At 68.2% G+C, this 21,146-nt stretch carries 12 protein-coding genes and 1 tRNA gene; 8 read left to right on the top strand and 5 right to left on the bottom strand.

Going from position 1 to position 21,146, the window contains the following annotated elements; all coding sequences use genetic code 11:
• The 7 genes from AC1DYD_RS07010 to AC1DYD_RS06980 form a co-directional block, all read left to right on the top strand.
• Positions 1 to 4,637 (top strand): Ig-like domain-containing protein (locus AC1DYD_RS07010; protein WP_478172015.1); only part of this gene is annotated, 4,637 nt, incomplete at its 5' end.
• 284 nt (positions 4,638 to 4,921) lie between these two features.
• Positions 4,922 to 6,400, top strand: coding sequence for a TolC family outer membrane protein (locus AC1DYD_RS07005; RefSeq protein ID WP_478172014.1), 1,479 nt, complete (start codon positions 4,922 to 4,924; stop codon positions 6,398 to 6,400).
• Entirely contained in the window at positions 6,397 to 8,514 is a 2,118-nt protein-coding gene (locus AC1DYD_RS07000) for a type I secretion system permease/ATPase (RefSeq protein WP_478172013.1), read from the top strand. The genes AC1DYD_RS07005 and AC1DYD_RS07000 overlap by 4 nt, the downstream gene beginning before the upstream one ends.
• On the top strand, positions 8,501 to 9,694 hold the full coding sequence (locus tag AC1DYD_RS06995; protein WP_478172012.1) for an HlyD family type I secretion periplasmic adaptor subunit: 1,194 nt from the start codon (positions 8,501 to 8,503) through the stop codon (positions 9,692 to 9,694). The genes AC1DYD_RS07000 and AC1DYD_RS06995 overlap by 14 nt, the downstream gene beginning before the upstream one ends.
• Before the next feature lie 120 nt (positions 9,695 to 9,814).
• Positions 9,815 to 11,542 (top strand): ABC transporter permease, encoded by a 1,728-nt coding sequence (locus AC1DYD_RS06990; RefSeq protein ID WP_478172011.1) that lies wholly within the window; start codon positions 9,815 to 9,817, stop codon positions 11,540 to 11,542.
• A 23-nt stretch (positions 11,543 to 11,565) separates the two neighbouring features.
• The gene (locus tag AC1DYD_RS06985; protein ID WP_478172010.1) at positions 11,566 to 12,870 is read left to right on the top strand and encodes an ABC transporter ATP-binding protein; all 1,305 of its coding nucleotides are present in this window, start codon (positions 11,566 to 11,568) and stop codon (positions 12,868 to 12,870) included.
• Positions 12,871 to 12,894: 24 nt separating this feature from the next.
• Positions 12,895 to 12,970 (top strand) — tRNA-Gly (locus AC1DYD_RS06980).
• Positions 12,971 to 13,060: 90 nt separating this feature from the next.
• Here the strand turns inward: AC1DYD_RS06980 and AC1DYD_RS06975 are convergent.
• Positions 13,061 to 14,731: a SulP family inorganic anion transporter gene (locus AC1DYD_RS06975; protein WP_478172009.1), complete on the bottom strand. Its 1,671-nt coding sequence runs from the start codon at positions 14,729 to 14,731 to the stop codon at positions 13,061 to 13,063.
• Between the two features lie 5 nt (positions 14,732 to 14,736).
• Positions 14,737 to 15,366, bottom strand: coding sequence for a flavin reductase family protein (locus AC1DYD_RS06970; RefSeq protein ID WP_478172008.1), 630 nt, complete (start codon positions 15,364 to 15,366; stop codon positions 14,737 to 14,739).
• Positions 15,367 to 15,466: 100 nt separating this feature from the next.
• Here AC1DYD_RS06970 and AC1DYD_RS06965 point away from each other — a divergent pair, with 100 nt between their 5' ends.
• Positions 15,467 to 16,351 (top strand): DUF3014 domain-containing protein, encoded by an 885-nt coding sequence (locus AC1DYD_RS06965; RefSeq protein WP_478172007.1) that lies wholly within the window; start codon positions 15,467 to 15,469, stop codon positions 16,349 to 16,351.
• A 12-nt stretch (positions 16,352 to 16,363) separates the two neighbouring features.
• Here the strand turns inward: AC1DYD_RS06965 and AC1DYD_RS06960 are convergent, their stop codons facing one another.
• The 3 genes from AC1DYD_RS06960 to gcvP form a co-directional block, all read right to left on the bottom strand.
• Positions 16,364 to 17,659 (bottom strand): RNA polymerase sigma factor, encoded by a 1,296-nt coding sequence (locus AC1DYD_RS06960; RefSeq protein ID WP_478172006.1) that lies wholly within the window; start codon positions 17,657 to 17,659, stop codon positions 16,364 to 16,366.
• An 11-nt stretch (positions 17,660 to 17,670) separates the two neighbouring features.
• Entirely contained in the window at positions 17,671 to 18,096 is a 426-nt protein-coding gene (locus AC1DYD_RS06955) for a YciI family protein (RefSeq protein ID WP_478172005.1), read from the bottom strand.
• A gap of 139 nt (positions 18,097 to 18,235) precedes the next feature.
• Positions 18,236 to 21,145, bottom strand: a complete 2,910-nt coding sequence (gcvP, locus tag AC1DYD_RS06950; protein ID WP_478172004.1) for an aminomethyl-transferring glycine dehydrogenase — start codon at positions 21,143 to 21,145, stop codon at positions 18,236 to 18,238.
• Position 21,146: the final 1 nt, after the last annotated feature.

Genomic DNA, 21,146 nt, shown 5'->3' with positions numbered 1-21,146 from the left:
CCCCTGTGGTGACCGAGAACAACGGTGGCGGCCTGGCCGGCACCGGTGAAGAAGGCAGCATCGTGATCGTCACCGACGGTGGCGGCAATGTCGTGGGCAGCGCCGTGGTGGATCCGGACGGCAACTGGCGCATCGAACCGAACCCGCTGCCTGAAGGCGAGCCGGGCACGATCGAGGCGATCGACGAGTCGGGCAACAAGTCCGAGCCGGTCGAGATCGTGGGCGGTGACCAGACCGATCCGTCGACGCCGGTCGTGACGGAGAACAACGGTGGCGGCCTAGCCGGCACCGGCGAAGAGGGCAGCACGGTGGTCGTCACCGACGGCGAAGGCAATGTCGTGGGCAGCGCCGTGGTGGATCCGGACGGCAACTGGCGCATCGAGCCGAACCCGCTGCCTGAAGGCGAGCCGGGCACGATCGAGGCGATCGACGAGTCGGGCAACAAGTCCGAGCCGGTCGAGATCGTGGGCGGTGACCAGACGGCCCCCGTCATCGGTGTCGAGATCGTCAGCGATGCCAACAGCGATGGTGTCATCAGCGGCCCCGAACTGGGTGCCGGCATTCAGGTCAAGGTGAGCCTGGTCTCCGGCGCAGCGGCCGGCGACGTGATCGCCGTGACCGATGGTGCCAACACGGTCAACGTCACGCTTAACGCTGCCGATGTGTCCAACGGTTTCGTTATCGTCAGTCTGCCGACGCCGGCCGATGGCGCGACGCTCAACGTGAGCGCGATCAGCACCGACCTGGCGGGGAACGTCTCCGCCGTGGCGACGGACTCGGCCGTCCTCGACATCACGCCGCCGGAGGCACCGACCATTGCGGTCGATGCCATCACGGCGGACAACGTGATCAACAACGCCGAAGCGGCTTCGACCGTGGCGGTGAGCGGTACGACCACCGGCACGCAAGCGGGTGACGTGGTCACCTTGGTGATCAACGGCGTGACCTACAGCGGCACCGTGGACGCAGACGGCGCCTGGAGCATCGACGTACTTGGTTCGGATCTGGCCGCAGATGCCGACACCTCCGTCGAAGCCAGCGTCACCACCCGTGATGCAGCGGGCAACAGCGCCAGCGGCAACGTTGCTCACGCCTACGGCGTCAGCTCGACGGTGCCCACCATCACGGTGGGTGGCCCGATCGCGGGCGACGGCGTGATCAACGCAGCGGAAGCCGAAGCCCTGGTGGTGAGCGGCACGACCACGAACGTGGAAGACGGCCAGACAGTCACGCTGACCTTCAGCGATGGCGTGAACAGCGTGGTTGTGACGGGCACGGTCAACGGCAATACCTGGACGGCTGGCGCGGCCGACCTGAGCGGCCTGACCGACGGCACGATCACAGTCATGGCAGAAGTGAGCAACGCAGCCGGCAACCCGGCCAGCGACAGCGCGAGCGCCGAGATGGACATCACGCCGCCGGCAGCACTGCCCACGATCGATTCCTACTCCGACGACTTCGGCATCAGCCAAGGCGACTTCGCCAGTGGCAGCGCCACCGACGACACCCAGCCGGTTCTCAACGGCCGCCTGAGCGTGCCCCTGGCCGACGGTGAGGTGGTGTACATCTACGAAGGCTCGACCCTGCTCGGCACGGCCACCGTGGAAGGCACCGACTGGACCTTCGATCTGCCGACCCTCGACAACGGCAGCAGCCACACCTACACGGCCGTGGTGATCGACGCCTCTGGCAACCCGGGAACGAGTTCGAGCGCCTTCGAACTGTCGGTCGACACGACCGCGCCCACGGGCAGCATCGTGGTCAACACCCTGAGGACCGGCGATACCACGCCGGTCATCACCGGCACGGTCACCGGCATCGATCGCGCGTCCGGCGAGACGGTCTGGGTGACGGTCAACGGCGTCACCTACAAGGAAGGCGTCGATTTGCAACTGACGGTGACGGGCACGACCTGGTCGCTGAAGATCGACGATGCCCACGCCCTCAACGTGGACGGCAAGGCCGATGCACTGCTGAACGTCGATGCGGCCATCGTCGATGCGGCGGGCAACCGCACTGTGGACAGCTCCGCCAATGAGCTGACGGTCTACCGCGACGTGTCGGTGATCCAGTCGTCGAACAGCGACTACGTGGCCGAACTGCAGCCGTCCCTGCTGGGTACCGGCCGCATCAACGCCGGCCTGAACGAGAAGCTGATCATTGAGGTCTTCGATCGAAACGGCGCGGTGATCAAGACCTTCACGAGCGGTGTGGCCGGCAACGGCGGCCTGACGCTCAACGATGCGACGGGCAGCTGGTCGATCTCGACGGCCAACTGGGGCACGACGCAGCTCGCGTCGGGCGACTACACGGTCAAGGTGCACGTCCAGGTGGCCGACGGCAGTGGCGGACAGGTGGGCGAGGATTCGACCTTCACGGTGGTGCAACCCGTCGTGAACGCGGCCGTGACCACGGCCAACGACGATACCGCCGCGAAGATCTATGCGCTGGCGGATGGCGGCTACTGGCTGTTCTATGTATCCGATGGTTCCGCCGCCTCGAACAACACCAACCTCTACGCCCAGCGCTACTCGAAGCTTGGCGAGAAGGTGGGAGGCCAGGTGGTGATCGCCAACGGTGCGACCTCCGACGGCTATGGCTACAACGACTCGCTGCAGTACATCCGCAGCTACGACGTCTCTGTGCATGCCAATGGTTCGTTCAGCGTGTTCTACTCGTCGAACGCTTCGACGGTGCCCTACATCCGCAACTTCAATGCGGATGGGACGGCTGCGGGCGCCGCAGTGGGACTGACCAATACGTTGACCTACGAGCTGACGCCCACCTACGTGGCGATGGACAACGGTGGCTACGTGCTGCTGTACGTGTCGGGCACCGTCTGGAACTACAACGTCTACCAGGTGCGCTACAGGGCGGATGGCACGGCGATCGACGCGGCACCCGTGGCGCTGACGACCGGAACCAACCTCGGCAACGGCTTCACCTACAACATGGAGGGCCTGAACGGCGTTCCGACGGGCGGCAACTTCCAGCTGGACACCCAAGGCCTGTCGAGCGCCAGCCTGGGCGGCAAGTACTACGTGGTCCAGTACATGAGTTCGAAGGAGAACGGAACGGCCGGACGGGATAGCGAGATGTTCCTGCAGGTCTACGACTACGAAACCGGCCTGAAGGTCGGCGCCGAGGTCAAGGCCAACGCGCAGAGCCAGTTCTATCAGGTCGGCGCCAAGGTGGTGGCCCTGAAGGAAGGCGGCTTCATCACGACCTGGGTATCGAACCACACATCGGCATCCGGCAGCGCCGGCACGATGGATGATTTCAACGTCTATGCCCGCCGTTTCGACTTCAACGGCTCGGAGATCGTTGCGCTCGACAGCCAGGAAGTGCGGGTGAACACCAGCACCGATGGCGTGAACGGCGTCGGCTACGACACCTTGAACGTCCACTTCGACGTCGCCGCGCTCGCGCACGGCGGCTACGTGGTGGTGTGGACGAAGTTCACCAGCGACAGCCGGTCCGAGGTGTACGGCCAGACTTTCGATGCAGCCGGCAACAAGCTGGGCGGCGAAACGCTGATCAGCGTTAACAGTGCGGACCGCCTGGACTTGATGCCTTCGGTGACCGCCCTCGTGGACGGCGGCTACGCGGTGGCCTGGACCAACGCCAACGCCGCGGACTTTGTGGGCAACCGCACCGGCGACGTGAAGACCGTGATCGTCAACGCCGACGGCACCATCCGCGGCACGGGTGAAACCTATGCGACGACGGCCAGCTACCTGGACGGCACGGGCACGTTGACCGGCGATGACGCGATCAACACGCTTGACGGCCGCAACGGCGCGACCGTGTTCGATGCAGGGGCCGGCAACGACTTCATCATCCTGAAGGACGCGAACTTCACTTCGGTGGATGGTGGCAGCGGCCGCGATACGCTGATCTGGCAGTCGACGGAGAACCTGGACTTCAGCACCATCGCTTCGAAGGTGTCGAACATCGAGACGATCCACCTGGGCGACACGAACGCCAACACGCTGACCTTGAGCCTGAATGACGTCCTGGGCATCTCCAGCACGACCGACACGCTGACGGTGCTGGGTGGCAGCGGTGACCGCGTGGTGATCGATTCGACCTGGACCAGCGCAGGTTCGCAGGTCTGGCAAGGCGAGACCTACCAGGTCTACGTCAACCAGCTCAGCGGCACGGCCTCGCTGTGGGTGCAGCAGAGCGTCAGCGTCGAACTGCGCAGCGAGATGCTGGGCACGGCCGACAGCGACATCCTCACCGACACGGCGGCCAGCAACACGATCGAAGGTGCCGGCGGCAATGATGCGTTCTTCCTGACGCAGGGCGGGAACGACACGCTGCTGTACAAGCTGCTGGCCACCGCCGACGCCACCGGGGGCAACGGTTCGGACGCTGTCGACGGCTTCACCGTGGGCGCCTTCGGCACCGATGCCAATGCGGACCGCATCGACATCGGCGAACTGCTGACGGGCTACGCGGAAGGTTCGCCGCTGGATCAGTTCGTGCAGGTGAGCAATGTGCAAGGCAACACCGTGATCAGGATCGACCGCGATGGCGGCGGCGGCGCGTATGCGATGACCACGCTGGTGACGCTCAACGACGTCACCACCGACTTGGCGACCCTGCTGGCCAACCACCAGTTGGTTCTCTGAGCCTGCAACTCCCCGTGAGCAAAAAGGGGGCGCTTCGGCGCCCCCTTTTTTTTGGCTGGCGGTTTCAGATATTTCTCAGTTTGTTTTGGAATGAAAAGTTCTAACATTTATGTGTTGCTTATTGCTTTTCGGCGCCACGCCGCAGTGAGTCAATAAAAGAGAAATGATCTTGCGGTCAATTCGAGGTGGCGAGCCTCTGAATTAATTCTCGAGCGGTCGAAATTGATCCTCGAGAAAAGACCGCCTCCAGGGAGCCGCCTCGCTTCCATCAAGAAATCAGCACCATGCATCCAATTCCTGACCTCGAGGTCTGTTCCTGCCGCGCCGCATTCAGGCCGCGCGCCAGACTGAACCGGCTTTCCGCGGCCGCCATGCTCCTGCTGGCGGTCCAATGCCTGCCGAGCCTGGCGAGTGCCGCCGGGAACAGCCCCGCGCGCCGTCTCGCGCCCAGCGACCTGGCGCAATCGCTCGGCGCCGGCGCGCCGCAGCCCGCGCTCGACGCCCCGGCGCCCGCCGGTGCGCTCGAACTCACGCAGGCCGTGCGCCAGGCCGTCGGCCGGCATCCTTCGATCGCCGACGCGGTCGCCACCCTGTCGCAGCAGGAGGGCGGCGTCGACGTCGCCCGCGCGGGCTACTACCCGCAGATCCGCGCCGGCTTCGGCGGCGGCAGCAACAACGGCAGCACCACCAACGGCACCGACCCCGGCAACGGCACGCTGGCCACGGCCTCGCTGTCGCAGATGCTCTACGACTTCGGCAAGGTCTCCGGCACGGTCGACCATTCCGAGGCGCTGGTGCGACGCCAGCAGGCCGCGGTGCTCAAGCAGATCGACACGATCGCGCAGCAGACCGCGGAGGCCGTGGTGATGGTGCACCGCTACCAGTCGCTGCTCAGGATCGCGCAGGAGCAGGTGAGCGCGGTCGAAAAGGTGCTCAAAACTGCCAAGCTGCGCGCCCATGCGGGCCTGAGCCCCGAGGCGGACCCGATCCAGGCCGAATCGCGCGTCGACGGCGCGCGCGCGAACTACCTGCAGGTCAAGGCCCAGCATGCCCAGTGGCGCGAGCGCCTGCGCACCCTGATCGGCGGCCCGGTGCCGCAGGTGGTGGCGCCGCTGCCCGAGAAGATCGCGAAGGAACTGGACATGGAGGCGCAGCCCGACACCAGCCTGCTGCCCGAGGTGCTCATGGCTCGCGCCGACCGCAAGGCGGCCGAAGCCCAGCTCGCGGTCGCCAAGGCCCAGCGCTACCCGACGATCAGCCTCGACGCTTCCGTCAACCGCGCGATCGGCGGCGTCAACCCGAACACCCTCGCGCGCAACGGCACCTACCACTCGTTGATGGTCAACGTCACCAGCGCCCTCTATCAGGGCGGTGCGCTCACGGGCCAGATTCGATCCGCCGTGGCGGCCGAGGAAGCCGCGCTGCAACGCGTCGAGACCGCGCGCCTGGATGCCGGCGACCAGGCGCGCAGCCATCGCGAGCGCGCCATCGGGGCCCAGGAGCGGCTCGGCGTGCTGGCCGCGCGCAAGCGCAGCATCATCGAGGCGCGCGACCTGTACCGCGAGCAGTACACGCTCGGCACCCGCTCGATCCTCGACCTGCTCAATGCCGAGCAGGAAATCCACCAGGCCGCGGCCGACGAGGAAGCCGTGCGGCACGACCTCTGGGACGGCCGCCTGGGCTACATCGGCGCGACCGGCCAGGCACGCCAGTTCTACGGCCTCGAGAACACCACCGTCCAGGGCATGGAGGTGCAGTCGTGAAGCTGCCCCCGTCCTACATCGCATGGCTCGAGGCCATGCTCGCTGTCGCCCGCCACTACGGCCTCGGCGCCTCGGAAGAGCGCGTGCGCGTGTCCCTGGCCTGGGAGCGCGGTGCGTCGCTCGACGCGCTGCTCGACCTCATGGCCCGGCAACTCGGCCTGGCGCTGCGCTTCGATGCCTTCAGCGACGCGGTGCTCGATCCGTGGCGGCTGCCGGCGCTGGTCGAGTTCGAAGACGGCAAGGTCGGATTGATCCGATCGGCCGACGGCAAGGGCATGCTCGGCGTGGTGCTGGCCGGCGACCAGGGCCTGGAGACCGCGCTGCCGGTCGAGCAGGTGCGCCAGCGCGCGCGCCGCGTGGCGCTGCTGCGCCCGCAGACCGCCGTCGCGGATTCGCGCGTCGACGACTACATCAAGCCTTACAAGGCCGATTGGTTCCGCGCCATCGCGCTGCGCGACTGGCGCCGCTACGGCGACGTGCTGCTGGCCTCGGTGTTCGCCAACCTGCTGGCCCTGGCGGCCATGGTCTTTTCGATGCAGATCTACGACCGCGTGATCCCGGCGCAGTCGGCGTCCACGCTGTGGGTGCTGTTCGGCGGCGTCATGGTGGCGATCACCTTCGAGTTCATGCTGCGCATGTCGCGCACGCACATCTCCGACCTGATCGGCAAGCGCGCCGACCTCAAGGTATCGGACCTGGTCTTCGGCCATGCGCTGCGCATTCGCACCGCCGCGCGCTCGAAGTCGACCGGCTCCTTCATCGCGCAGGTCCGCGAAGTCGAGCAGGTGCGCGAGCTGATGACCTCGACCACGATCGGCGCGGTGGCCGACGTGCCATTCTTCCTGCTGTTCCTGGTCGTCATGTGGCTGGTGGCCGGTCCGCTGGCGCTGGTGGCGCTGGCCGCGATTCCGCTGCTGGTCGTCCCCGGCCTGCTGATCCAGCGTCCGCTCGCCCGCATGGCCAACGAGGGCATGCGCGAATCGGCCCTGCGCAACGCGCTGCTGGTCGAGGCGGTCGAAGGCATCGAGGACATCAAGCTGCTGCGCGCCGAGCCGCGCTTCCAGAACCAGTGGAACCACGTCAACAGCGTCTCGGCCAGCGTGAGCATGCGCCAGCGCTTCCTGACCGGGCTGCTGCTGACCTGGACCCAGCAGGTGCAGAACATCGTCTACGCGGTGGTGCTGCTCACGGGCTGCTACCTCGTGATGAAGGGCGACATGACGACCGGCGCGCTGGTCGGCTCGTCGATCCTGGCCTCGCGCATGATCGCGCCGCTGGCCCAGCTGTCGGGCGTGTTCGCCCGCTGGCAGCAGGCCAAGGTGGCGCGCAACGGCCTCGACCAGTTGATGCAGCGTCCGGTCGACCAGCCCGAGGCGGCCCGCCTGGTGCACGTGCCGGCGCTGCGCGGCGACTATGCATTCGAAGGGGTCAAGTTCAAGTACGGCGAGGACGACAAGCGCGCGGCGCTCGAGATCCCGCGCCTGCGGATCGAGGCCGGCGAGAAGGTGGCGCTGCTGGGCCGCATGGGTGCCGGCAAGTCGACCCTGCTGCAACTGCTGGCCGGGCTGCAATCGCCGCAGGAAGGCAGCGTCTCGCTCGACGGCCTGGATCTTTCGCTGATCGATCCGTCCGACGTGCGGCGCGACATGGGCCTGCTGACCCAGAACGCGCGGCTGTTCCATGGCTCGATCCGCCAGAACCTCGTGATGGGCATGCCGCTGGCATCGGACGCCGAGGTGATGGAGGCGCTGCGCATGGCCGGCGCGATGCCCTTCCTGCAGTCGCGCGCCGAAGGCCTGGACGACATGATCCAGGAAGGCGGCCTCGGCCTCTCGGGCGGCCAGCGGCAGGCGCTGCTGCTGGCGCGCCTGCTGATCCGCCAGCCCGCGATCGTGCTGCTCGACGAGCCGACCGCGCATTTCGACGAGATGACCGAGCGCCAGGTGATCGAGGCGATGGACGCCTGGCTGCCTTCGCGCACGCTGGTGGTCGCCACGCACCGCATGCAGGTCTTGAAGTGGGTGGACCGCATCGTCGTCGTCGACGGCGGCCGCATCGTGATGGACGGGTCCAAGGACCAGATTCTCGGAAAGCTCTCGCATGGCAACGCATAACAACCCGGGCTCCGCCCCCGCAGGCTTCGGCATCCAGGCCGAGCCCGCGCTTCCCCGTTCCTCCTGGGTCGTCAGGATCATCGGCGCCTTGCTGCTGGTGCTGCTGGCCTGGGCCTGGCTGTTCGAGCTCGACGAAGTCTCGGCGGGCACCGGCACCGTGGTTCCGTCGTCCAAGGAGCAGGTCATCCAGTCGCTCGAAGGCGGGATCCTGGTCGAGCTCAAGGTGCGCGAGGGCGACATCGTCGAAGCCGGCCAGGTGCTGGCCCAGCTCGACCGCACGAAGACCGAGTCGGGCGTGCAGGAAAGCGCGTCGCGGGTGCGCGCCGCGCTCGCGACCGCGGCCCGGCTGACCGCCGAAGTCGGCGGCACGCCGCTGGTGTTCCCGCCCGAGGTCCGCGAGGAGGCCGACCTGATCCGTACCGAGACCGCGCTCTACCAGTCGCGCAGGCAGAGCCTGGCGAGCAGCCTCGCGGGCGTGTCGGAAGCGCTGGTGCTGGTGCGCCGCGAACTCGGGCTCACCGAGCCGCTGGTCAAGCGCGGCGCGGCCAGCGACGTCGAGGTGCTGAGGCTCAAGCGCCAGATCAACGACCTCGAGACCAAGGCGGCCGACATCCGCAGCCAATACCAGGTCAAGGCGCGCGAGGAACTCGCCAAGGCCAACGCCGAGGTGGAGGCGCAGCGCTCGGTCACGCGCGGCCGCGCCGACTCGCTGACCCGGCTGACCTTCACCTCGCCGGTGCGCGGCATCGTCAAGGACATCGCGGTGACCACCGTCGGCGGCGTGGTGCCGCCGAACGGCCAGCTGATGGAGATCATCCCGATGGACGAGAAGCTGCTGGTCGAGGCGCGCATCTCGCCGCGCGACGTGGCCTTCATCCACCCGGGGCAGGACGCCACGGTCAAGATCACGGCCTACGACTACTCGATCTTCGGCGGGCTGAAGGGCAAGGTCGCGACGATCTCGCCCGACACGCTGCAGGACGAGGTCAAGAAGGACGTCTACTACTACCGCGTCTATATCCGCACCGAGGCGGACCACCTGAGGAACAAGGCGGACAAGGTGTTCTCGATCGTGCCGGGGATGATCGCGACGGTGGACATCCACACCGGGGCAAAGACCGTGCTCGACTACCTGCTCAAGCCGCTGAACAAGGCGCGCGAGGCGCTGCGCGAGCGCTGAGCTTCCAGCGCGGGCGTGCTCGGCCTGAAACGCGCGAGGTCAGGCGGAGGTCCGCCAGCGAGGGCAAAATGGCGCCGCGCCGCGGACCGGGTCCGTGAACCGAACCCTCCGTCCCCGACCATGCTCGACAAACGTTTTTTTCCGCGCCAGGCCGTCGCGTCCGGCGGCAACCGCTGGGACTGGGCCTTGCTGCCGCTGGTACTGGCCGTGCTGTTCGCGCTGGCCTATGGCGGCGCCCAGATGGCGCGGCCCTACGAACTCGGGCAGCCGCTGCCGATCAGCCTCGACCCCTGGGTGCTGCCGTACTATCTGCTGCGAACCACGCTGCGCATGTTTCTCGCGCTGGGCGCCTCGCTGGTGTTCGCTTGCGTCTTCGCGGTGCTGGCGACCCGCTACCGTGCGGCCGAGAAGGTGCTGGTGCCGATGCTGGACATCCTGCAGTCGATCCCGATCCTCGGCTTCCTGTCGATCACGGTGACCGGCTTCATCGCGCTGTTCCCGGGCAATCTGCTGGGCGTCGAGTGCGCGGCGATCTTCGCCATCTTCACCTCGCAGGCCTGGAACATGGCTTTCAGCCTTTACCAGTCGCTGCGCACCGTGCCCTCGGAACTGCGCGAGGCCGCCTCGGTGTTCCAGCTCTCGGCCTGGCACCGCTTCTGGCGGCTCGAGCTGCCGTTCGCGATGCCCGGGTTGCTGTGGAACATGATGATGTCGATGTCCGGCGGCTGGTTCTTCGTCGTCGCCTCGGAGGCGATCTCGGTCTCCAACCAGAGCATCATGCTGCCCGGCGTCGGCTCCTACATCGCGATGGCGATCCAGGCCCGCGACCTCGGCGCGATCGGCTGGGCCATCGGCGGCATGCTGATCGGCATCACGCTCTACGACCAGCTGTTCTTCCGCCCGTTGATCGCCTGGGCCGACAAGTTCCGTTTCGAGGAGGGCAGCGGCGAGGACGCACCGCGCTCCTGGCTGCTGACCTGGCTGCGGCGCACCGAGCGCATCAAGCAGAGCATGGGGGGCGCGGCGCGGCTGCTCGAGCGATCGCTGGTGCTGTTCCGGCGCGACCACGACGGGACTTCGATCAAGGCCCGTCCGCGCTCGCCCAATCCGGCCGTGACGCGCGTCTGGGACGCGGTGCTGGCTGCGGCGGTGCTGCTCGCCGTGGTCTGGCTGGTGCGCTTCATCCACACCGAGGTCGGCTGGACGGAAGTCGGCCGTGTGTTCGTGCTCGGCCTCTACACGATGATCCGCGTGGCGGTGCTGATCGCGCTGGCTGCGCTGGTGTGGGTGCCGATCGGCATCTGGATCGGCATGAACCCGCGCTGGGCCGGGCGGCTGCAGGGTGTGGCGCAGTTCATGGCGGCCTTTCCGGCCAACCTGATGTTCCCGGTGGCGGTCCTGTTCATCGTGCGCTGGCAGCTCAATCCCAATATCTGGCTGGCGCCGCTGATGGTGCTGGGCACGCAGTGGTATCTGCTCTTCAACGTGATTGCCGGTGCATCGACCGTGCCGACCGAACTGCGCTACGCGGCCAGCAACCTCGGGCTCAGCGGCTGGCTGCGCTGGCGGCGCTACCTGCTGCCGGCGGTGTTCCCCAGTTTCGTCACCGGCGCCATCACGGCCAGCGGCGGTTCGTGGAACGCCAGCATCGTGGCCGAGTACGTGACCTGGGGCGACACCACGCTGCAGGCCGCGGGCCTGGGCAGCTACATCGCGCACATGACGGCCATCGGCGACTTCCCGCGCATCGCGCTGGGCATTGGCGTGATGTGTGTCTTCGTCATGGGCATGAACCATTTCGTCTGGCGCCGGCTCTATGAGCTGGCCGAGAACCGGATGCACTTTTGATGATGAACGCGCGAGGAGGGCCCATGGCCGAAGCAATTGTTGAACTCGAGGGCGTGGGCAAGTCCTTTCGCTCGGCCGACGGCGCGGCGCGCTCGGTCCTGGAAGGCGTGGACTTCCGGCTGGCGCAAGGCGAGATCGTCGCGCTGCTGGGGCAGTCGGGTTCGGGCAAGTCGACGCTGCTGCGCATCCTCGCGGGCCTGATCGGCGCCGACGCCGGCAGCGTGCGCTACCGCGGCCAGCCGCTCTACGGACCGGCGCGCGGCATCGCGATGGTGTTCCAGTCGTTCGCGCTCTTTCCCTGGTTGACCGTGCAGCAGAACGTCGAGCTGGGGCTGGAGGCCCGCGGCGTCGGGCCGGCCGAGAGGGCGCGGCGCGCAAGTGCGGCGATCGCGCTGATCGGCCTCGCGGGCTTCGAGGGCGCGCTGCCGCGCGAGTTGTCGGGCGGTATGCGGCAGCGGGTCGGCATCGCACGGGCGCTGGTGGTCGAGCCCGAGGTGCTGCTGATGGACGAGGCCTTCTCGGCCCTCGACGTGCTCACGGGCGAGCGCCTGCGCGACGACATCCTGCACCTGTGGAGCGGCGGCGCGATGCCGACCAAGGCGATGTTGATCGTCTCGCACAACATCGAGGAGGCGGTGCTGATGGCCGACCGCGTGCTGATCTTCGCGGCCGATCCGGGGCGGGTGCGGGCCGAGCTGCCGATCCGGCTCGCGCGGCCGCGCGACCCGGACAGCCTGGAGGTGCGGGCGTTGATCGACGAGGCCTATGCGCTGATGACGGCCAGCGCGCCCGGCGCCGGCCGCGTGCCCGAGGAGCCTGTGCGCATGCACCTGGGCGATCGCCTGCCCGATGCCGACATCGGCCGCATGGAAGCCTTGCTCGAAATGCTGATGGAGGACGGCCGCGAAGGCCGCGCCGACCTGCCGCAGCTCGCCGAGGAGGCGGAGCTCACCGACCACGACCTGCTGCCGCTGGCGCAGGCGCTCGCGCTGCTGGGCTTCGCGCAACTGGCGGATGCCGACCTGCATCTGACGGCGCTGGGCCGGCGCTATGTCGCCGGCGCGCACACGCTGCGGCAAGAGCTGCTCGGCCAGCAACTGCTCGCCCATGTGCCGCTCGCCGCGCACATCCGCCACAGCCTCGAGCAGGCGCCTGCGGGCGAGTTGCCGCAGGAGCCCTTCCTCGATCTGCTCGAGGAGAGCCTGGACCGCGCCACTGCCGAGCGCGTGCTGCGCACCGCGATCGAATGGGGTCGCTACGGCGAGGTGTTCGAGTTCGATCTGCGCACCGGACTCATTCATTTGCCGGCCGGCGAAGAAGCGGCCTGAAAATGCTCTATAATCGAAGGCTTCGCGGGAGTAGCTCAGTTGGTAGAGCGCAACCTTGCCAAGGTTGAGGTCGAGAGTTCGAGACTCTTCTCCCGCTCCAGATTTCGAATCTGCTGCACGACACGCGAATCGTGCAGGAAATGAAGGCCACCCCCGGGTGGCCTTTTTCCTGGGCGCTCGTTCATCGCGCTCAGGCGCGCGGAACCAGCTTGCGCACCGCTTCTTCTACCGACATGAACACATGGTCGGCGCCGATGGCCTCGATCAGTCCGGTACGCATCGCCTGCGCCTGCGCCCGTTCGTCCGACAGCCTGGCGATGGCCACGATGGTGCCGGCGGAAAGCAGTTCGACGATGGCGCGCCGCAGGATCTGCGACCCCGTGTAGTCGATGTCGATGACGCCGTTGGCCTCGATCACCAGCAGCCTCACCGGCGCGCTCCGGCCGGCGATGGCCCACCGGACCCAGGCGCAGATCCGTTCGGCATTGGTGAAGTTGACCGGCGCACCCGGTGCGAAGACCAGCACCCCGGGCTCATGTTCGAGGGCGGCGCCCGGGGCCGGCGGCCACCACACGGTGCTCCCCGGCACGCGGGCCAGTTCGACGCAGGTGGGCCGGGCGACGATGTACAGGCTGTGCACGAAGGACATCACGATCGCCAGCAGCATGCCGCTCTCGATCGGCAGTGCGACAACGAGCGCCGCACTCGCGGCCACCAGCAGGATCTCGAGGCCGCCGCGACGAATGATCAGGGCCATTTCGTCGATCCTGAAGATGCGCCAGGCGATGTAGACCAGGATGCCCGACAGCGCCGCGTGCGGCACGTAGGCCAATGCGCCCGAGGCCAGCAGCGCGAGCGCGATCACCAGGCCGACCGCGATCAGCGCGGCGATCTGCGAGCGGCCTCCGGACTCCTTCACGACCGCCGTGCTGGGTGGGCTCGCGTCGACGGCGAAGGCGCCGATCAGGCCGGCCAGCACATTGCCGGCGCCGACCGCCCCGAAGTTGCGGCTGACGTTGTCGGACCGGCCCTCGTCCGACGGGAAGGTGCTCGACACCGCCGCCGTCTGCATGACGCAGACCATCGCGATCACCAGCGCAAGCTGCACCATGCGGCTGAACTCCGCCGCGCCGCTGAAGGACGGCACGGCGACCTGCGGCAACTGCACCGAGAGCGCGCCGAGCAGGCTCACGCCGCGGGCGTCGAGGTGGAACACGGCCACCGCGAGAGCGGCCGTCGCCAGGCCGATCAGCGCCCCCGGAATGCGCGGGCTGATGCGCCCCGCGACCAGGGTCACGATCAGCACGCCGGCGCCGAGCGCCAGCGCGTACGGATTCGCGTCTCCGATGCGGGCCAGCAAGTGGACCAGTTGCGTCATCAGGTGGCCGTGCGCGTCCGGGATGCCCAGCAGCGTCGGCAACTGGCCGACGACGATATGAACCGAGATGCCGGCGAGGAATCCGGTCGTCACCGGCACCGACAGCAGCGTGGCGAGCCAGCCTGCCTTGAGCAAGCCGACCGAGACGAGCACGATGCCGACCATCAGCGCCAGCAGCGCGGCCAGTTCGCCATAGCTGTTGGCGCTGGCGGCGGCGATCGACGCCAGGCCGCCGGCGAAGATCGGCGCGATGGTCGAATCCGCCGCCGCCGAGATGAAGCGATTGGCGCCGAAGGCTGCGAAGGCGATGGAGCCGGCGATGAAGGCATAGAGCCCGGTTTCGGGCGGCATGCCGGCGAGCCGGGCGGTGGCGAGCTGGCCGGGGATGGCGATGGCCGCCAGCATCAGGCCGGCGACCAGGTCGCGCGGCAAGGACTCGATCCGATAGCCGCGCAGCGACGAGAAGAACCAGCTTGGCATCATGCGGCCTACATCTCGTCGATCTGCGTGCTCCGGGTCTGCGCCTGCGCCGCCAGCGCGTAGCGCTCGCGCGTTTTCACGTAGAAGCTGGCCCCGAAGCGGCCGACCGGAAAATAGTGTTGCAGCCGCACGCGCCAGGCCTCGGTGTCGATCAATTCGTCGCGCGCGTGCATCCAGCGCACCTGGCCGATGAAGATCTGCCGGCTCTCGGTCTCCAGCGTCTCCCAGAGCGTGCATTCGAAGGCCACCGGCGCCTCGGCGATGCGCGGCGGCTTCACGGCCCGGCTCGCAAGCGGCGTGAAGCCGACCACCTCGAGTTCGCTCACGTGCGGCGGGTGGCGATCGCCGCAGCGGTGCATCTGCTCGGCGATGTCCTCGTCGGCCAGGTGCACCACGAACTCGCCGCTGCGCGCGATGTTGGCCGCGGTGTCCTTGAGCGCGTTGTCCTGCAGCCGGTTGACGCTGATCATGACGATCGGCGGCTCTTCGCCGAGCATGTTGAACATGCTGAAGGGCGCGGCGTTGACGATGCCGTCGGCCCCCAGCGTGGTGACCAGTGCGATCGGCCGCGGCACGATCAGGCTGGCCATCAGCTTGTAGCGCTGGTATTCGGTCAGGGTCGAGAAGTCGATGTCCATGTCGGGTTCCTTGGCGGTCACAGGGCGTTACGGCACGACGCGCCGGCGTGGTTTCCAATGGAGCGCATGCAACGCCCGTGATTCAAAGGAGGATTCAACCATGCCCGAAAGGGACCCAGCAGAATTCAGGCCAGCCAAAGAGTCCTCGATATGGACCGTGGTCCTCGTCGTGGTGGTGATTCTCGCCGCAGCCTTCGCCTGGTGGCGCTGGTCCTTGCAGAAGGAACCGCCGCCGGCACCGCCCGCCGCCAGCGCACCGCCGCCGCAGGACCGTCCCGCGGACATTCCCCGCGCAGCGGTCGCGACGGGGCCGCAGAACCTGGTCGATGCCCTGGCCGCGCCCGAGGCCGCGCTGCCGCCGCTGAACGACGCCGACAGCCGCGTGACCGCGGCGCTCGACGACCTGGTCGGCAAGAAATCGGTCGGGGCCTTCCTCGAGCCCAGCGGCTTCGTGCGGCGCTTCGTCGCCACCGTGGACAACCTGCCGCGCGCACAGGCCACTTCGCGCCTGTGGCCGGTCCAGCGCGCACCCAAGTCCTTCGAGGTCCAGGGCACGGGCGAGCTCAAGACCATCGGCGCCGACAATGCCAGCCGCTACACGCCCTTCGTGCTCTTCGTCGAGTCGGTCGACAGTGCCCGCGCAGCCGCGCTCTATGCCCGGCTCTATCCGCTGTTCCAGCAGGCCTACGAGGAACTGGGCTACCCGAACCGCTACTTCAACGACCGCCTCGTGGCCGTCATCGACCACCTGCTGCAGGCGCCGGAAACCGAAGGCGCGGTGCCGGTGAAGCTGACCGAAGTGAAGGGCGAGATGGCTGCGGAGCGGCCCTGGATCAGCTACGAATTCGCCGACCCGAAGCTCGAGTCGCTCTCGGCCGGCCAGAAGATGCTGGTGCGCATGGGGCCGGTCAACGAGCGCCGGCTGAAGGCCAAGCTGAAGGAACTGCGGGCCCAGGTCGCAACCGGCGCGGTCGCGAAGAAGTAGCGCGGCACGCGCTCAGGCGCCGCCTGCCTGCTCTTCGGCGGAGCAGGCCTGTGCGCGCAGCAACAGCAGCTTGCGTTCGCGCGCGTTGCGGGTGAGGCCCGCCGCCCGCTTGAATTCCTCGCAGGCCTCGGCGCGTCGCCCGAGCTTGGCCAGCAGGTCGCCTCGCACGCTCGGCAGCAGGTGGTAGCCGCGCAGCTGCGGCTCCGCCTGCAGGGCATCGACGAGCTCGAGGCCGGCCGCCGGTCCGAAGGCCATCGACAGCGCGACCGCCCGGTTCAGCTCGACGATCGGCGAGGGCGAAAGCTGGGCCAGCGCCTCGTAGAGTGCGGCGATGCGGGGCCAGTCGGTCTGCGCTGCGGTCGTTGCATGCGCGTGGCAGGCGGCGATCGCGGCCTGCAGGGCGTAGGGACCGAGCGCGCCGCCGAGCTTCTCGGCCCGCGCCAGCGCCGCGAGGCCGCGGCGGATCAGCAAGGTGTCCCAGCGCGCACGGTTCTGGTCGAGCAGCAGCACCGGCTCGCCATCGGCGTCGACGCGGGCAGCCGCGCGCGAGGCCTGGATCTCCATCAGCGCCACCAGGCCATGGACTTCCGGCTCGTCCGCGACCAGCTCGGCCAGGATGCGCCCGAGCCGCAAGGCTTCGTCGCACAGCGCGGGCCGCATCCAGTCCTCGCCGGCGGTGGCCGAGTAGCCCTCGTTGAACACGAGGTAGATGACCTCGAGCACCGACGACAGACGGGCGCCGAGTTCCTGTGCGCGCGGCGCCTCGAAGGGCACGCGGGCGGCGGCCAGCGTTCGCTTGGCGCGCACGATGCGCTGCGCGATCGTGGCCTCGGGCACCAGGAAGGAGCGCGCGATCTCGTCGGTGGTGAGTCCGCCCAGCAGGCGCAGTGTCAGTGCGACGCGAGCATCGGGCGACAACACCGGATGGCAGGCCGTGAACACCAGCCGCAGCAGGTCGTCGCCGACCTCGTCGTCGAGTGCGGCGTCCACCGCTTCGGCGAAGTCGTCGGCTGCGAACGCATGCCGGGCATCGAGTTCGCGGCCGATCTCGCCTTCCTTGCCGGCATGCAGCGTGCGCTTGCGCAGCAGGTCGATGGCACGGTGCTTCGCGGCCGCCATCAGCCAGGCCGCCGGATTGTCCGGAATGCCTTCGCGCGGCCACTGCTCGAGGGCGGCGAGCAGGGCATCCTGCGCCAGCTCCTCGGCCACGCCGACATCGCGCACCCTGCGCGCCAGGGCGCCGATGATGCGGGCCGACTCGATGCGCCAGACCGCGTTGACCGTGCGATGCGTCTCGGCCGAGTCCACGTTCGGGCGTGTCAGGGCTGCTGCTTGGCGCGGGCCTCGTCGAAGACCCGCTTTTCCTGCTCGCGCAGCTCGGGTGTGAACTCGGCGCCGAAGTCTTCCATCTCGAACACCTGGCGCAGCTCGAGCTCGGCACCGTCGTCGAAGGGGGCGCGTCGCAGCCATTCGAGCGCTTCTTCCTTGGAGCGCACCTGCCAGAGCCAGAAGCCCGCGATCAGCTCCTTGGTTTCGCTGAACGGGCCGTCGATGACGGTCCGCTCCTTGCCGGAAAAACGCATGCGGGCGCCCTTCGAACTCGGGTGCAGGCCTTCGCCCGCGAGCAGCACACCGGCCTTGACCAGCGCCTCGTTGTAGTTGCCCATGTCGGTCAGCAGCTGCTGGCTCGGCATCACGCCGGCCTCCGATTCCTTGCTGGCCTTGACGATCACCATGAATCGCATGTTCTTGCTCCTTCGGTTTCGAGGCCGGCGGCAGTCGGGGATCGACCGCACAGTTCCGGGGCTCTGAATGGACGTCGAAGCAGCAGGCGCGAAATCGACAGCCAGCTGGCCATCGACTTGTAAAAGAATGCTTCTCGCGTCAGCTGCCGGCGTAGTCTTCCGTGGGGACGCAACTGCAGAACAGGTTGCGGTCGCCGTAGACGTTGTCGACCCGGCCGATCGGCGGCCAGTACTTGGCCTGCCGCAGGCTGGTCAGCGGGAAGGCGCCGAGCTCGCGCGAGTAGGGCCGGGTCCATTCGGTGCCGAGCAGGCTGGCCGCGGTGTGCGGCGCGTTCTTCAGCGGGTTGTCGTCCTTCGGCCAGATGCCTTCCTCGATGCGGCGGATCTCGCCGCGGATCGCGATCATCGCCTCGATGAAGCGGTCGAGTTCGGCCAGCGGCTCGCTTTCGGTCGGCTCGACCATCAGCGTGCCGGGCACCGGGAAGCTCAGCGTCGGCGCATGGAAGCCGTAGTCGATCAGCCGCTTGGCGACGTCCTCGGCGCTGACGCCGCTGGCGTCCTTGAGCGGGCGCAGGTCGAGAATGCACTCGTGCGCCACGTGGCCGTTGGGGCTTGCGTACAGCGTCGGGTAGTGGTCCTTGAGCCGCGCGCTGATGTAGTTGGCGCTGAGGATCGCGGTCTCGGTCGCGGCCTGCAGCCCCTTGGCGCCCATCATCCGGCAGTACATCCAGCTGATCGGCAGCACCGCCGCGTTGCCCAGCGGCGCCGCCGACACCGCGCCCACCGCGCCGTTCGACGGCAAGCCGCCGGTCGCGTGTCCCGGCAGGTAGGGCACCAGGTCTTCCACCACGCACACCGGGCCGACGCCGGGGCCGCCGCCGCCGTGCGGAATGCAGAAGGTCTTGTGCAGGTTCAGGTGGCTGACGTCGCCGCCGAACTCGCCCGGTGCGGCCACGCCGACCAGTGCGTTCATGTTGGCGCCGTCGACATAGACCCGGCCACCATGCGCGTGCACGATCTCGCACAGTTCCTTGACCCGGGTCTCGAACACGCCGTGGGTGCTCGGGTAGGTGATCATCACCGCGGCCAGCGTGGCGCTGTGCTTCTCGCAGGCGCGCTGCAGGTCGTCGATGTCGACGTTGCCGTCGGCGTCGCAGGCGGTCACCACCACCTTCATGCCGACCATCTGGGCACTGGCCGGATTGGTGCCGTGCGCCGACGAGGGGATCAGGCAGACGTTGCGCTGCGTGTCGCCCCTGGCTTCATGGAAGGCCTTGATGGCGAGCAGGCCCGCGTACTCGCCCTGCGAGCCGGCGTTGGGTTGCAGGCTGATGCCCGCGTAGCCGGTGGCTTCGCAGAGCCAGGCGCGCAGCTGGGCGTCGAGCTGTGCGTAGCCATGCAACTGGTCGGCCGGTGCGAAGGGGTGGATGTTCGCGAACTCGGGCCAGGTGATCGGGATCATCTCGCTGGTGGCGTTGAGCTTCATGGTGCAGCTGCCGAGCGGGATCATGCTGCGGTCGAGCGCGAGGTCCTTGTCGCTCAGGCTGCGGATGTAGCGCAGCATCGCGGTCTCGCTCTTGTGGGTGTTGAACACCGGGTGCGTGAGAAAAGCGCTGCTGCGGCGCAGGTCCTCGGGAAGGCGCAGCTGCGCCGTGGCGGCGATGGCGTCGAAGTCGGGTCCCCGCGTGCCGGCCGTTGCGAACAGTCTCCACAGCATCTCGACGTCGGCCCGCGTGGTGGTCTCGTCGAGCGACAGGCCCAGGTGATGCTGCAGCCGATGGCGCAGGTTGACGCCGGCAGCCAGGGCCCGTTCGTGGATGGCCTGGGTGTCCTCGCCGGTTTGGATCGTGAGCGAATCGAAGGCCGTGCCGTTGACCAGCTCGCGGCCCATCTGTTCGAGGCCCTGGGCCAGCACCGCCGTCAGCAGGGCGACGCGCTGCGCGATGCGGCGCAGACCCTCGGGCCCGTGGTAGACCGCGTACATGCTGGCGACCACCGCCGGCAGCACCTGCGCAGTGCAGATGTTGGAGGTGGCTTTCTCGCGCCGGATGTGCTGCTCGCGCGTCTGCAGCGCGAGCCGGTAGGCCGGCTGGCCGTGGGTGTCGACGCTGACGCCGACCAGTCGGCCGGGCAGCGAGCGCTTGAACTCGTCGCGGCAAGCCAGGTAGGCCGCATGCGGGCCGCCGTTGCACATCGGCATGCCGAAGCGCTGGGTGGTGCCGCAGACGATGTCGGCATCCCACTCGCCGGGCGGTGCCAGCAGCGTCAAGGCCAGCAGATCGGCTGCCACGCAGAAGGCGGCTTCGCACTGGTGTGCGTAGCCGGCGAGCGGACGCAGGTCGTGCACCTGGCCGGTGGTGGCGGGGTACTGTGCGAGCGCGCCGAAGAAGCCGCCGCTGGCCATCAGATGCGGCAGGGTCTCGGACGCGGTGCTGACCTTGACCTCGATGCCCAGCGGCGCGGCGCGCGTGCGGATCACCTCGATGGTCTGCGGATGGCAGTCGCCCGAGACCAGGAACACGTTGCTCTTGCTCTTGACGCTGCGCCGGGCCAGCGTCATTGCCTCGGCGGCCGCGGTGGCCTCGTCGAGCATCGAGGCGTTGGCGATCGCCATGCCGGTGAGGTCGCAGACCATGGTCTGGAAATTGACCAGCGCCTCCATGCGGCCCTGCGAGATCTCGGCCTGGTAGGGCGTGTAGGCGGTGTACCAGGCCGGGTTCTCGAGCACGTTGCGCAGGATCACGCCGGGTGTGTGGGTGCCGTAGTAGCCCTGGCCGATGAAGCTCCTGGCCACCTTGTTCTTCGCCGCGATCGCCTTCAGCTCGGCCAGCGCGTCGGCCTCGGTGATCGGCGCCGGTAGCCGCATCGGGCGGCTGCGGCGGATCGCCGGCGGCACGATGCCGTCGATCAGTTCGGCGCGTGTGGTCGAACCGACCGCAGCGAGCATGGTCTGCTCGTCGTCGGCTTCGATGCCGATGTGGCGGGCGATGAATTCCTCGGCGTTCTGGAGGTCGCGCAGCGAGAGGTGGGAAGGCACGGGAGTCGGCATG

This window comes from Variovorax sp. P4_B11 (assembly GCF_056402355.1).
Note: the sequence above shows the minus strand (reverse complement) of the source record. Positions and strands in the feature narration are given on the sequence as shown.